Genomic DNA, 12,322 nt, shown 5'->3' with positions numbered 1-12,322 from the left:
CTACTTTGACTGTCTCCAAGTTTGAGCTACCTACCTTATAGTACATAACCCTTTTTCAAAATTCGAATCATCTGCCTTGCGAATTCGTACCCGCTTCTTTATAATAAACCATACCAATTAAAAATATTTGGCTTTATAAAAGGAGGAATTATATTTATGAATACAGACCAATTTAAGTATTTACGTTTGTTATCCCGTAATTATCCTACTATCGCCAGCACTGCCACGGAAATTATTAATCTTGAGGCTATTTTAAATTTACCGAAAGGAACCGAGCATTTTTTAAGTGATTTGCACGGCGAATATGAAGCTTTTGAACAAGTAATTCGCAACGGTTCTGGTGTTGTCAAACGCAAAATTCATGATCTGTTCGGCGACCGACTAACCGACGCAGAAATAAACGGACTTGCAACACTGATTTATTATCCCGAACAAAAAATGGATATCGTCTTAGAAACCGAAGAAAATTTGGACTTTTGGTATCGAAATACGCTTTTTCAGTTGATTGAGCTTGCCGTTCACGTCTCTTCTAAGTATACCCGTTCGAAAGTTCGCAAAGCGATGCCTGCTGATTTTGAATATATTTTGCAAGAATTACTGCATGAAAATCATCATTTGATGGACAAATCGCTTTATTATCAGGAAATTATTACAAGTATTATTACATTAGATCGCGCGGCTGAATTCATTGGTGCGCTTGCTCGGCTTATTCAGCGCCTAGTTGTCGATCATTTACATATCGTTGGCGATGTTTATGACCGCGGCCCTTATCCTGACAAAATTATGGACACATTGATGGCATATCATTCTCTTGATTTCCAGTGGGGCAACCACGACATGCTTTGGATGGGTGCTGCGAGTGGTTCCCGTGTCTGCCTTGCGAACGTTCTCCGCATTTCCAGCAGGTATTTGAATTTAGATATTATTGAAGATAGTTATGGCATTTCAATCCGGCCGCTTGCCTTGTTTGCCGAAGCGCACTACGGCGACGATCCGTGTACTGCCTTTTTGCCGCAACAGTATGAACAAGCACCGCAAAGCACGACGGAGATTAACCAAATTGCGCGGATGCATAAAGCGATTGCCGTCATCCAGTTCAAGCTCGAAGGAGAAATCATCGCGCGCCACCCCGAATTTGAGATGGAACACCGACTTTTGCTAGATATGATTGATTATAAAGCCGGAACTGTGACAATGAAAGGCAAAACCTATCCGCTAAAAGATGCCCATTTCCCAACCATCGATCCCGCGAACCCTTACGAACTAACAACCGATGAAAAAGAACTTATCGACAAACTCACCGCCTCTTTCAAAAATTGCGAGAAATTACAGCGTCATGTCTCCTTTTTATATTCGAAAGGAAGCATGGTCCTCACGTACAACAACAATTTGCTATACCATGGCTGTATTCCGCTAAATGAAGATGGCAGTTTTATGGAAATGACGTTAAAAGGAGAAAAATATGCCGGACGCGCCTTGTTAAACCAATTCGAGCAAATCGCACGCGAAGGCTATTTCCGACCAAGCGGCACCCCAGAAAAGAAATACGCCCTAGACATCGTTTGGTATTTATGGACAGGAGCCGCCTCATCCTTATTTGGAAAAAGCGAAATGACCACGTTTGAACGTTATTTTGTAGCAGACAAAGAAACCCACGTCGAGCAAAAAAACGCCTATTACCGACTACGCAACGAAGAAGAAACATGCCAGAAAATTTTAGCGGAATTCGATTTAGATAGCAGCGGTCATATCATAAATGGCCACACACCTGTCAAAGAAGGAAAAGGCGAAAGCCCAATCAAAGCAAACGGCAAAATGCTCGTAATCGACGGTGGCTTCTCTCCGGCCTATCAAAAAACAACAGGACTGGCGGGCTATACGCTCCTCTACAACTCATTCGGCTTACAACTCGTCTCGCATCAACCGTTCACATCCACCGAAGACGCCATCACCCAAGAAACCGATATTTTATCCACACGCCAAGTCATCGAAACCGAAACCGAACGCAAATTAGTTCGCGACACAGACATCGGAAAAGAACTTTTACAACAAGTTGACGAACTAAAATGCCTGCTGAGCGCGTATCGTCAAGGCCTGATTAAAGAACAGCATTAAATATGATGGAGCATGAGAATCTAAAATTGAATCTCATGCTTCATTCTGGTTATTTCAATTATTCTAAATACATATTGTCTTTTCTGGCAAAAACGTTCATAATGGATAGATATAAAATAAAACCTAACAGGAGTGTGAGATATGAAAGTTATTAAATTCGGCGGAAGTTCGCTGGCCTCGGCTACGCAACTCAAAAAAGTATACAAAATCGTGGTAGATGATCCGAAGCGAAAGTTCGTTGTTGTATCAGCTCCTGGGAAACGTTTTGCAGAAGATGTAAAAGTAACGGATTTATTAATTGACTGTGGCGCGAAGCATCTTTTAGGCGAAACGGCGACAGAATTAGAGCAAGCCGTGTTAGCTCGTTACGCGTCGATTGCCGATGAACTCGGGCTTGGTCATGAAGTGATGGGACGAATTGAGCGAGATTTCAGGGAACTTCTTAGCTCTGACAAAACAAATCCTGATCGCTACATGGACCGGATTAAAGCAAGTGGTGAAGATAACAACGCCAAACTAATCGCTGCATTTTTCCGCAGTCAAGGAACGGAAGCACACTATGTAAACCCGCGAGATGCCGGGCTTTTTGTAACCGATGAACCTGGAAATGCGCAAGTTTTGCCTGAAAGCTATGAGAACTTGTATCGTTTGCAAGAACGTGATGGCATCGTTGTTTTTCCTGGCTTCTTTGGCTATACGAAAGATGGAGAAATCAGTACGTTTTCGCGCAGTGGTTCGGATATTACGGGAGCGATCGTTGCTAATGGCGTCAAAGCCGAGGTATATGAGAATTTTACGGATGTCGATGCAGTGTACGCGGTCAATCCCGCCATTGTACATAAACCGAATGAAATTATTGAACTGACTTACCGCGAAATGCGAGAGCTGTCCTACGCTGGTTTCTCGGTTTTCCATGACGAAGCACTTGTTCCAGCCTTCCAAGCAGGCATTCCTGTACAAATTAAAAACACGAATCGTCCAGAATTACCAGGAACGCGCGTGATTCACCGCCGTGAAACAACGAACGGCCCGGTTGTTGGGATTGCAAGTGATGGCGGTTTCTGCAGTATTTACATTACGAAATATTTGATGAACCGCGAAATTGGTTTTGGTCGTCGCGTGTTAGAAATTTTAGAAGATGCCGGTTTGACGTATGAGCATATGCCGTCTGGAATTGATGATTTAACGATTATTCTTCGGGAAAATCAAATGGATCGCCATACCGAAGACACCGTTTTGGATCGCCTAAAAAACGAGTTATCATCCGATGAAGTCGTCATTGAACATAAAATCGCGCTCGTCATGGTCGTTGGCGAAGCAATGAAACACAATGTCGGCATCACCGCCCGTGCCTCCAAAGCCCTTTCCGACGCAAAAGTAAACATCGAGATGATCAACCAAGGCTCCTCTGAAGTCAGCATTATGTTCGGCGTGAAAGAAGAAGAAGAAAAGAAAGCCGTACGCGCATTATACAATGAGTTTTTCAATTAACAAAAAGGATTGGTGCAGGAATTCCTACGCCAATCCTTTTTGTTAGTCTTTCGCACCGGCCCATGTGAAACGCATAATTAAGTGTCTGATGAACCAGTAAAGCGGGCCACATGACACGAGTAGTGGTACATAAATCAGCATCATTTGCCAATCGAAAATCGATACTAACGAGAAGATTCTGCCGCCGAATAAGAATAAACAAACGAAAGCTGCCATTAATGTTCCAACAAGCAGTTTTGTTTTGCGTCCAAATGGGTGTCCAACGCTAATCAAAGCGACGAAACATGTGGCACCGGTAAGCATGACATTCATCGTCGACGTTTGTGCGAAGTTCAAGCCAAGCATATTTCCGAATCCTAAAATCAACATGATATACGTAATAACGCAAGTCGCAGCAGGCACCGAAGTTTGCAATACTTTATGCAAAAATTGTCCTTTAATCCGCTCATAATTTGGTTTCAAAGCTAGGAAGAACGACGGAATCCCAACGGTCAACGAAGAAATCGGACTAAGTTGAATCGGCTGGAATGGATACGCCCCGGCGAGAAAAATAAAAGCAAGCGCTAAAACCGTTGAATACATCGTTTTAATCAAATACAGCGACGCCACGCGTTCAATATTATTCACCACACGACGCCCTTCACGCAACACATTTACCATCGAATCAAAATTATTAGATAGCAAAACAAAATCTGAAACACTGCGCGCCGCATCACTTCCCTCAGCCATCGCAATACTACAATTCGCTTCTTTTAAAGCCAGAACATCGTTGACGCCATCGCCAGTCATCGCAACGGTGTGGCCTTCTTTTTTATACGCTTGAATCAAATCTTTCTTTTGATGTGGTGTCACTCGTCCAAACACGGTGTAAGCTTCGATGAGTCGCAACATATCCGCGTCCTCGCCAACTTCACTCATGTCTACATATTTATCGCCATCCGCAATACCCGCGCGAACCGCAACATTTGACACCGTCACCGGATTATCACCCGAAATCACTTTAATCGAAACGCCTTCATTCGCAAAAAATGTAAATGTGTCAGGAGCCTCTGCGCGAATATTATCGGCAATTAAAATAAATGCTAAAAGTACACATTGCTCTGGCAAAACGCTCTCCGATAGCATCTCCCGTGAATGTGCCACCGCCAAAACACGGAAACCTTGATTCGCGTAGTCATCTAACTCCTGCCGATTTTCTGCAGATAAATCTCTAAAAATAAATTCCGGCGCCCCAATCAAAAACGTTCCTTTTTCCGCAAAACTGCAACCGCTCCATTTACGCGCAGAAGAAAACGGTATACGCTTCTCGATTTGCCAATCTGGATTTTCCGTAAAGTGTTTGCCAAGTGCAATACTCGTTGCATTATTATCATCCAGCGAACCAACAATGGCGCCAACACTAGCCGTAATTTGCGAAGGCGTCACATGAGGATGTTTCAAAACAATGTCCGTCACATCCAATTTGCCATCTGTAATCGTCCCTGTCTTATCCAAACAAAGCACATCCACACGCGCCAACGTCTCAATACACGGCATCGATTTCACGAGCACTTTTTGCTTGGCTAAATTAATAACCCCGACAGCAAGCGCAATACTTGTAAGCAGCACAAGCCCTTCCGGAATCATCCCAATCATAGCCGCCGCCGTACCTAACACTGATTCCTTTAACGGCAACCCTTGCAAATACTTCGAGAAAAACAAAGCTAAACCAATCGGAATAATGATAAACGTCAATACTTTAATAATTTTCTTAATCGAGCGGATTAACTCGCTATCAGGCCGCTTCTCCTGCTTCACTTCCATCGAAATTTTTGAAACAAAGCTATGCTCTCCAACAGCCGAAACCTTCACGTACGCCTGGCCACTCACGATATAGCTACCCGACATCACGTAATCATCCGCCCGTTTCACAACAGGTTCTGCTTCCCCTGTCAACTGCGATTCATCGACTTCCAAACCATCCGTTTGAAAAATCATTCCATCCGCACAAATCTGATCTTCCCGATTCAAAACCATTATATCTCCAAGCACAAGCTCGTCCTGCTCCAGCTCACAAAGCTCGCCGTTTCGCATAACCTTCACTTTTGCTTGCGTTAAAATCGTCAATTTATCAATATTTCGCTTCGCCCGAATCTCCTGAAAAATCCCCATCGCCGTGTTACAGAGCGCAACACCAAGAAACAGCAGATTTTTATAACTTCCCACGAGAATAATAAAGCTCGCGATAACGACATTTATCATATTAAAAAGGGTAAACGTATTGTCTCGTATAATCCCTAACACACTGCGCGTCAATGGTTTTAACGCATGATTGACCTGTCCATTTTTAACCCGCTCAGCAACTTCCTCATTCGTTAAACCTGGCGGAATTCGTGTTTTATTTTCCATATTAACAGATCCTTTTCGATTTAGAGTCTCGCTAATTTAAAGATAACAAATGATACGGCGAATTGCCATCCTAAAACACCGCTATCATTGTATGTATTGCTCGCATTGTATCAAACAAACTTAAGAATTCGATGAGAATTTTAAGAGAGTTTCATGTTTCTATAATACCCGTTTTCCGCCGCAACTATGTCTCTATTTTATTTTTGTCCTTCTCCGTGACAATATTGATTTTCGCCAAAAACGAATCCATGGTTTAATAGTTATAGAGGCAGTTAACCAGTCGCCCGAAAAAAAACTAGGAGGAAAAAAATATGAGTACAAATACATTAGATACAAAGATTCAGGTCAGCAAATTCCTTACATCATTACTTGACTCAACGATTTCCCGCGAAAGATTGACTCTAAAGAAAAATGATAAAATCGAATTGACATCAACGAATAACACGCCTTACATCTTTGTTATTGTATCTGGCGTTACTGGTATTTTTTCTACAACAAATGTGGCGATTGACTTTGCAGGTGAAGGCGATTTATTAGATTACAATGTCTACTCAAGTCAACTTTTCGGTAAAGCTTTGACAGATGAGGTAACTATTTGGAGATTCGAACAAGCGGAAGTATTTAACATGATTGCACAAAATCAAGACATCCAAATCCAACATTATCACATGCTACAAGCAATCCAGCGTCGTTTAGAACAGAAGCAAAAGGCAGCTTCACTTGATACGAAAGAAATGATTGCATCACTCATTCATACACTAGCATCTCGTTTCAATCCAAATTTCGATAATCAAAGTATGATTGAGCTACCAAGATATTTTACACGTAAAATGATTGCCAACTATGCAGGTGTGAGTCTTAGTACATTAACAACGCATTTACAAAGACTAGCCGAAGAAGATCGCGTTCTTTTCAATACGCGTGTCCTCCTCATTAATGAAACAAACTAAAAAAGCCCAGATAGAGAGTCCCGTTTCGTTTTTTCGAAATAAGACTTCTCTTCTTGGCTTTTTTTCGTTATTTCCTTGTACCCGGTATAAAAAAATGGACCTTTCACTATATTTTAATAGCATTATTGGCTAGAAAAGACTAATATAAAGATAGCTATGCGTTAGTCGGTTAGACGTGAAATATAATGTTTATGTAATTGCTGGACAATTTCTTTCGCTTGATCGTAATTGCGTTCTTCTAAAGCGGTTAGTAATAGTTCTACAGATTCAAGCGTTTGTGTCGCAGATGACCAAATGAACTCCTTACCAAAACCATCATCCAACTCATTTAGTTGATGATTCATCTTTCTTAACGTTTCTCCAAGGATGCTCATCTTTGCCTGATTACATAATTCGCAGTAAAAACCTTCACATCCAGCAACATAGCCGGCATAACGACACTGTGCTACATTGGCTCTCATTGCCTCTACATAAGCGATTAGTGGCTCCCTAGCAATCATAATACTCTCAGATTTCAACTTCTGAATAATGTATTCCATATTCAAAAAAATGACTTGAAATCTGCCAGAATAATAAAACTCTTGGCTGTGCGTTTCCTTCACGACAAACGCGTCTTCGGCTACCGGGGTCAACAAACCGCGTTGGCATACTAGTTGTAAGGCTTGTTCTGCAATATTGCCAGACACGCCAAATAAAGCCGCTACAGACTGCACTTTAATCACTTGGCCGATTTTGTATTTCCCGTTTAGCACATCCGACTTCATTATTGCATAAATTTCATCCGCTACTCTATGATCATCTTTATCTATTTTATTTGGTATCATCATTATTACCTGCTTTTTTTCGATTTATAATCTACCTTCATTGTATACGAATTAACATAACTTAAAAAGGGTTTGATGCCTCAAAGTTGGCTTTCACCAAGCGCAAAAATAAGAAGCAACATAAAGGGAGGTTTCTCGTTATGCAAGGTATTTTAGAAAAAGATAAAGAACGGCAACTCCTTATCGTCAAAGTATTATTATCCGAACACAAAATATGGGATCGCCAAGAAATTTGCGAACGCGTCCAATGCTCTAAAAAAACATTGGCCCGCGAACTCAAAAATCTCAAACAAGCCTTACCGCCAAACTGGCAATTAATCAACAGCATCGAAGGCATCCTACTTGAAAAACCATTCGGCGATAACTTTATTCACCTGTTCTCTGCCTTTTTCGCCGACACCTATTTATTCCGAATTTGCTACGACATTTACGACGAGAAAGAGCTGACTTTAGCGATGTGGTGCCAAGAAAATTTCATTAGCCAAGCCACCGTGTACCGCAAATTGCAACCCGTTCACCGCTATTTAAAATCAATTCATTTAGAACTTGAGAACACGCCGCTACATCTAAACGGGAAGGAATCACAAATTCGCTTTCTCTTCTATGATTTGTTTTTCAATGCTTACCCTGCGCATGATTTATTTTTTACAAACATTAGCTGGCACATGATTGACCGTTTTATTGAAGAATTGATGGAGCGACTAGAGATTTACTTCTCTCCCGCCGCCAAAATTCAATACGCAACCTGGATTGGCTTGTCACTTTCGCGGATTAAAAACGGGCATCCTATTGATATTCGCGGTATGCGGACGACAAAAACATGGGAATTTTTCAATGAACAAAATGATTTGGCGGCTTGTTTCCAAATGCTTGCCGATGAATTGAACATCGAGATTTCCGAGGACGAATCGATTTTTATGCTGTCTTGCATGTTTTTCTGCTCGCTTTCGTATAATTCCACCGCGTCCAAAAAAGAGCGCATCACCGTTTGCCAACAAGCATCTCCCGTGACCTACCGTCTCGTCGAAGCGATCTATGAGATTTTGCCGAATATTGGTTGGGATGCCGATGATTTATTAGTTAGCTTGATTGATACGTTTTCGATGTTTCATGCTGTGGAAAGCCCTTTATTTTTGGCGCAGGAACGCTTTTTAGTTCAGTCAGAGCACATTTTGTCCCCTGATTTAGAACGTGCGATTCTCCGGATTTTCGATGATTTCACAGATGAACCGATGTATTCGCACCTTCACGAGAACCACGAAGTCTTGATGTACCGCATCGGCATGAGCATTCAGAGCGCCAAACAACGCGTCGCTCAAACCGATGTTTTAACCGCTAAGATTTTTTCGCAAAACGGGTTTTTGTGGGAAGATCTCGTGAAAAAGACGATTCGGTCTCGTTATTCCGCACAGCAACTCGTCATTGTCGCGAACACGTATCCGCAGCAAGCCGATTTTATTATTACTGATTTACCTTTACCACATAGTGACATTCCGCAACTTGTCTGGAATACCAACCCGACAGCGCGCGATTGGCAAATGCTAGACGCCTATTTAGAAGCACATACAACACACGAAAAAGAAGATTTATTGTAAAAAGGAGCTGGAAAACACATGCTACAAGTAAACAATGTAACCAAACAATTCGGCGATAAACTGGCCGTCGACGATCTCCATTTTCAGATTAACGCAGGGGAAATTTTAGGCTTAATCGGTCAAAATGGCGCTGGAAAAACAACAACTTTCCGCTTAATTCTTAATTTTTTAAAACCAAATAGCGGCGAAATTCTCTGGGACAACAAAGAAATTACTAAAATCAATACAGATGTCATTGGTTACCTTCCAGAAGAACGCGGATTATACCCAAACGTCACCATCGAGGACCAAATTATCTTTTTCGCGGAATTAAAAGGTTTTTCACGCGCTAAAATCAAGCCCGAAATCGACAGCTGGATGGAACGCGCCGAAATCGTCGGTAAAAAAACGGACCTCGTCAAAACACTGTCTAAAGGAAATCAACAGAAAATTCAACTTATCAGCACGATTATCCACCGACCAAAACTAGTTATTCTAGACGAACCATTCAGCGGGCTCGATCCTGTCAACGCCGAAATCCTAAAGAAATTCGTATTCGATTTAAAAGAAGACGGCGCGACTATTATTTTCTCCAGTCACCGCATGGAAAATGTCGACGAACTTTGCGACTCGCTTGTCATGCTAAAACGCGGCAAAACAGTCCTTCGCGGTAAATCCGAAGACGTTAAAAACAGCTTTGGTCGCAAGCGCATCATGCTGGACGCACCACAACCAACAGAAGCCATTGCAGCCTTGCCAGGTGTTACCCAAGTGGAAAACCATAAAGGCATCCGCATTGTGCATCTGAATGAAGAATCCGACGCCAGCACCGTGTTTGATTTTGTTACGAAAGATGGTTTTATTCCGATGTTTAGCTTAGAACCACCAACACTCGAAGAAATTTTCAAATGGAAAGCGGGGGAAAACAATGAGTAAATTCTGGGTCATCACATCACAAGTCTACAAACGTCGCGTCAAAACAAAATCATTTCTAGTTTCGCTACTCCTACCACTGATCATCGGCGCACTCATCTTCGCCTTGCCTAAAATCATCGACTATTTCGGCGGCAGTGACGAACCGAGCAAAATCGCGGTCATCGCAGAAAATCCTGCTTTTTCAATGGCTATCGCTACAGATAAAGCCAATTTCAAAGTAGATAAGGACATCCAAACCGAGAAAAAAGCCAAGAAATCCTTGGCAAATGGAGACATTGATGGTTTCGTCACGATTACACCCGTCGGCAAAGAAGTAACAGCCGTCTACACATCCGAAGAAACAGCCGGAAACGCCCTGATTACTGCACTACAAAATGACATCACAAGCGTCACACTACAACAAAAAATCAAAGACTATAACATCACCGAAAAACAACTCGCAAGCCTAACAACACCAGTTCCAGTCAAAAACGAACTACTTTCTAACGACCAGCTAACAAGCAGTCAAAAAGAAGCGATGAGCGCCGCAATTCTAATGCTTACACTCGTAATTTTCATCTTTGTTATGAGTTACGCTAGCATCGTTGCAGCAGAAATCGCCAACGAAAAAGGTACGCGAATCATGGAAATTATTTTATCTAGCGTTTCATCCACGACGCACTTACTGGCGAAACTAACCGCTATTTTACTCATGCTGCTCACCCAGATTGCTTTTTATGGGATTTGTATTGCGGTTGTCATGATTGGCGGTAAGAGCACAGAAGCGATTCAAGGCGTTATTAAACAACTCGCCGAATTCCCAGCTTACTATTTAGTTTTAAATATTTTGTTTGTCGTGCTAGGTTTAATGCTTTACATTCTTATTTCAGCTATTATTGGTTCGATGGCCCCGAATGTGGAGACCGTATCGCAGTTTATGTATCCGATGACGATGCTTGCGATTATTGGTTATTGGGGTTCGATTGCTGCTGCAAATGCGCCGAACAATATGCTCGTTATTATTGGTTCTTATGTCCCGACTTTTTCACCGATGATGATGCTTGCCCGAATGGACTTGCTAGCCGTTGATGCCACGGGAATCTTCATTTCACTTGGCCTGCTAGTTTTGACTAATGTACTTGCTTTTTGGCTCGCAATCAAGCTATACCGCGGCAATGTCCTGCTTTATAGCAACGACGGCCTATTCAAAACATGGAAAACATCTTTAAAATACGCAAAACGCGATTAGAAACGAGGTTTTAAAATGATTATTCGTAAATCAACACAACAAGATGCAGCAGACATGTTAGAACTAGAACATCTTGTGTGGACACCAGAAACTACACCTGGTGAAACTCACTTCGAAAATGAGGCGGCATACTTATTAAGAAATCCTGCTGGATCCAAAGTTGTCGCTGAAATCGATGGCAAAATCGCTGGAATCCTTGGCTATCACTCGCCAATCCCAGTTCCGGCAAACAAACACGTCCTTACGTTAGACATCGCTGTTCATCCGGATTTCCAAAAGAATGGTGTCGGTTCTGCGCTCATGGACGAATTATTCCGCATCGCAAAAGCCGAAAATAAAGAAAAACTCCTGCTTCGCGTGCTGTCCAACAACGAAAAAGCCATTAAGTTCTATACGAAACTTGGCTTTCAAGTCGAAGGACGCCTGCATAAAGAATTTATCTTAAACGGCGACTATGTAGATGATATTTTAATGGCTTATTTCCTATAAATCGATTACTTTTCGCTTCATTAATTGGAAGTAAAACCCACACATGATTATTAGGACATATTTCCAACGCATCATTTTTCACTTTTTATGTTTCAACTTGAAAAAAAACGGCTAATGTATAGTATCAAAAGAACAAGAGGTGATTGGGTGACAGAATCGCACAGACTGAAAAGTAAGCGAAATGGTGAAAAGGACAAATTAGCCACGGATGCCAAGAATCAGTTTTGTAAGTTAACCAATGACAATGTCGGAGCAGCCAGTTTTTAAGAAATAATTATTAGTTGAAGTGTCATGCGATTATCTTGATTCTAGTCTGCACAAGTTTTC

General features: G+C 41.9%; 9 protein-coding genes. 7 read left to right on the top strand and 2 right to left on the bottom strand.

Annotation, left to right across the window (positions count from 1 at the left end):
- Positions 1-156: 156 nt before the first annotated feature.
- Positions 157-2,115 carry a fructose-bisphosphatase class III gene (locus tag EP57_RS09995; protein WP_036086355.1) on the top strand — a complete coding sequence of 653 codons (1,959 nt, stop codon included), beginning with the start codon at positions 157-159 and terminating at the stop codon, positions 2,113-2,115.
- Between the two features lie 141 nt (positions 2,116-2,256).
- Positions 2,257-3,606: an aspartate kinase gene (locus EP57_RS09990; RefSeq protein WP_036086354.1), complete on the top strand. Its 1,350-nt coding sequence runs from the start codon at positions 2,257-2,259 to the stop codon at positions 3,604-3,606.
- Positions 3,607-3,648: 42 nt separating this feature from the next.
- Here the strand turns inward: EP57_RS09990 and EP57_RS09985 are convergent, their stop codons facing one another.
- On the bottom strand, positions 3,649-5,994 hold the full coding sequence (locus EP57_RS09985; RefSeq protein WP_036086353.1) for a cation-translocating P-type ATPase: 2,346 nt from the start codon (positions 5,992-5,994) through the stop codon (positions 3,649-3,651).
- A 311-nt stretch (positions 5,995-6,305) separates the two neighbouring features.
- On the opposite strand from EP57_RS09985, the gene EP57_RS09980 reads away from it, so the two are divergent.
- Positions 6,306-6,944, top strand: a complete 639-nt coding sequence (locus EP57_RS09980) for a Crp/Fnr family transcriptional regulator (RefSeq protein ID WP_036086351.1) — start codon at positions 6,306-6,308, stop codon at positions 6,942-6,944.
- A 161-nt stretch (positions 6,945-7,105) separates the two neighbouring features.
- On the opposite strand, the gene EP57_RS09975 is transcribed toward EP57_RS09980, so the two are convergent.
- Positions 7,106-7,771 (bottom strand): GntR family transcriptional regulator, encoded by a 666-nt coding sequence (locus EP57_RS09975; protein ID WP_077916832.1) that lies wholly within the window; start codon positions 7,769-7,771, stop codon positions 7,106-7,108.
- 137 nt (positions 7,772-7,908) lie between these two features.
- Here EP57_RS09975 and EP57_RS09970 point away from each other — a divergent pair, with 137 nt between their 5' ends.
- From EP57_RS09970 to EP57_RS09955, 4 genes are read left to right on the top strand one after another with little or no spacing between them, the layout of a single operon-like run.
- Positions 7,909-9,363: an AcpB/EbpR/MafR family transcriptional regulator gene (locus tag EP57_RS09970; protein ID WP_036086346.1), complete on the top strand. Its 1,455-nt coding sequence runs from the start codon at positions 7,909-7,911 to the stop codon at positions 9,361-9,363.
- A gap of 18 nt (positions 9,364-9,381) precedes the next feature.
- Entirely contained in the window at positions 9,382-10,278 is an 897-nt protein-coding gene (locus tag EP57_RS09965) for an ABC transporter ATP-binding protein (RefSeq protein WP_036086344.1), read from the top strand.
- On the top strand, positions 10,271-11,506 hold the full coding sequence (locus tag EP57_RS09960; RefSeq protein WP_036086342.1) for an ABC transporter permease: 1,236 nt from the start codon (positions 10,271-10,273) through the stop codon (positions 11,504-11,506). Before EP57_RS09965 ends, EP57_RS09960 begins: the two co-directional genes overlap by 8 nt.
- Before the next feature lie 15 nt (positions 11,507-11,521).
- Positions 11,522-11,995 (top strand): GNAT family N-acetyltransferase, encoded by a 474-nt coding sequence (locus EP57_RS09955; RefSeq protein ID WP_036086341.1) that lies wholly within the window; start codon positions 11,522-11,524, stop codon positions 11,993-11,995.
- Positions 11,996-12,322 lie beyond the last annotated feature (327 nt).

The organism is Listeria booriae, assembly GCF_000766865.1.
Classification (GTDB): domain Bacteria; phylum Bacillota; class Bacilli; order Lactobacillales; family Listeriaceae; genus Listeria_A; species Listeria_A booriae.
The sequence above is the reverse complement of the archived record's forward strand: the minus strand, read 5'-3'. Positions and strand labels throughout refer to the sequence as shown.

What these genes read in the sequence shown, in the direction of transcription:
- EP57_RS09975 (WP_077916832.1), bottom strand. Translation starts at nt 7,771, where the DNA reads ATGATGATACCAAATAAAATAGATAAAGATGATCATAGAGTAGCGGAT.
- EP57_RS09960 (WP_036086342.1), top strand. Translation starts at nt 10,271, where the DNA reads ATGAGTAAATTCTGGGTCATCACATCACAAGTCTACAAACGTCGCGTC.
- EP57_RS09970 (WP_036086346.1), top strand. Translation starts at nt 7,909, where the DNA reads ATGCAAGGTATTTTAGAAAAAGATAAAGAACGGCAACTCCTTATCGTC.
- EP57_RS09995 (WP_036086355.1), top strand. Translation starts at nt 157, where the DNA reads ATGAATACAGACCAATTTAAGTATTTACGTTTGTTATCCCGTAATTAT.
- EP57_RS09980 (WP_036086351.1), top strand. Translation starts at nt 6,306, where the DNA reads ATGAGTACAAATACATTAGATACAAAGATTCAGGTCAGCAAATTCCTT.
- EP57_RS09985 (WP_036086353.1), bottom strand. Translation starts at nt 5,994, where the DNA reads ATGGAAAATAAAACACGAATTCCGCCAGGTTTAACGAATGAGGAAGTT.
- EP57_RS09965 (WP_036086344.1), top strand. Translation starts at nt 9,382, where the DNA reads ATGCTACAAGTAAACAATGTAACCAAACAATTCGGCGATAAACTGGCC.
- EP57_RS09955 (WP_036086341.1), top strand. Translation starts at nt 11,522, where the DNA reads ATGATTATTCGTAAATCAACACAACAAGATGCAGCAGACATGTTAGAA.
- EP57_RS09990 (WP_036086354.1), top strand. Translation starts at nt 2,257, where the DNA reads ATGAAAGTTATTAAATTCGGCGGAAGTTCGCTGGCCTCGGCTACGCAA.